This window comes from Arthrobacter sp. Hiyo1 (genome assembly GCF_001263615.2).
Taxonomy (GTDB): Bacteria; Actinomycetota; Actinomycetes; order Actinomycetales; family Micrococcaceae; genus Arthrobacter.
The window spans coordinates 191,376-192,473 of sequence record NZ_DF952469.1; the positions used below are offsets into that span (position 1 = coordinate 191,376).

At 62.8% G+C, this 1,098-nt stretch carries 1 protein-coding gene, 1 pseudogene and 1 riboswitch; of the genes and pseudogenes, one reads left to right on the top strand and one right to left on the bottom strand.

Annotated features, from left to right (window positions below; translation table 11 throughout):
* Positions 1 to 438 (bottom strand): annotated as a pseudogene (locus tag AHiyo1_RS26210) (alpha/beta fold hydrolase); the annotation flags it as partial.
* A 13-nt stretch (positions 439 to 451) separates the two neighbouring features.
* A riboswitch (SAM riboswitch) is annotated at positions 452 to 567 on the bottom strand.
* A 429-nt stretch (positions 568 to 996) separates the two neighbouring features.
* Here AHiyo1_RS26210 and AHiyo1_RS28170 point away from each other — a divergent pair.
* On the top strand, positions 997 to 1,098 hold a 102-nt coding region (locus AHiyo1_RS28170), incomplete at its 3' end, for a hypothetical protein (RefSeq protein WP_445286196.1).

A 1,098-nucleotide genomic window follows, 5' to 3' on the forward strand; every position in this document is an offset into this window, starting at 1 on the left:
GTGGATCCCCAAGGCGTCGGCCAGCCGGGCTTCGGCTACAGTGCTGTCCCGCAAGGTCACAAGCGGGAAGCGGGAGCCCCACGGCTTGCCGTCAGGAGCGCTCGACGACGGCCCGGTGCTGCCGTAGCAGCCTCCCACGATGTTGACAGAGACCACGAAGTAGCGGTCCGTGTCGATGGTGGCGCCGGGACCAACGAGTTGTTCCCACCAGCCTTCTTCGTCGCTCTCGCCACGGGCCACATGGGTGCTGCCGGTCAGTGCATGCTCCACGAGGACGGCGTTGGAAGCGTCGGCGTTGAGCCGGCCCCAGGTCTCGTACGCAAGGACGACCTCAGGGAGGAAACCCCCGGCCTCCAGTTCGAGCCCTCCTACGGAAACATACTTGAGGGTTCCATCCTGGGTACCTGAAAGGGGTATGGCTGTTGCAGCAATTGTCATTCGTCGACACCTCACATCGCGCTTGCCCGCCGCCAACACAGCGAAGGGCCAGGTCTTCACCCGGGGCACCCCGCCGCGAAAGGAGGGTTGCCGGCCAGCAAGCCGGGGCTGTCGCTGGCACTCATGACCTATGGGAAGAGTCTAGGAAAACCGGACCCCTTCTGACGAAGATTATGACAGCTTTGTGACACTTGGCCGCGTTTTGTTCACGAAGCCGGGGTTGTGGATGTCTGAAATTGAAGAGACGGGTGATGCCTGTGTGACTGGAGATAGAATTGGGCGCAGCAGTCTGCATCCTTCGGATGTCTCCGCCGCCACTGTGCGTCACAGGAAGATTGAAGCTCGTGAAAAAGCCATCCGGCGTCGTTCCAATAGCCCTGTTCTTGCTGGTATCAGGTTTCACCGTGGGAGTGCCGCTGCCGGCGCACGCCGACACGACTCCGGCAGCACGCGAAGACAGATACGTGGTCCACTACGCCGAAGGCACCGACGTTGACGGGAAGACCGCGGAGCTGCGCTCGCAGGGAGTCTCGGTGGACAAAAACGTTCACGCATGCCGTGAAGGCCGCGGTCGTCACGGCGACGCCAGCGAAGGCCGCTGCGTTGGCGAAGTCGAGCCACGTGGCATCGGTCGAGCGGGACACCCCGGTTCGGATTTCG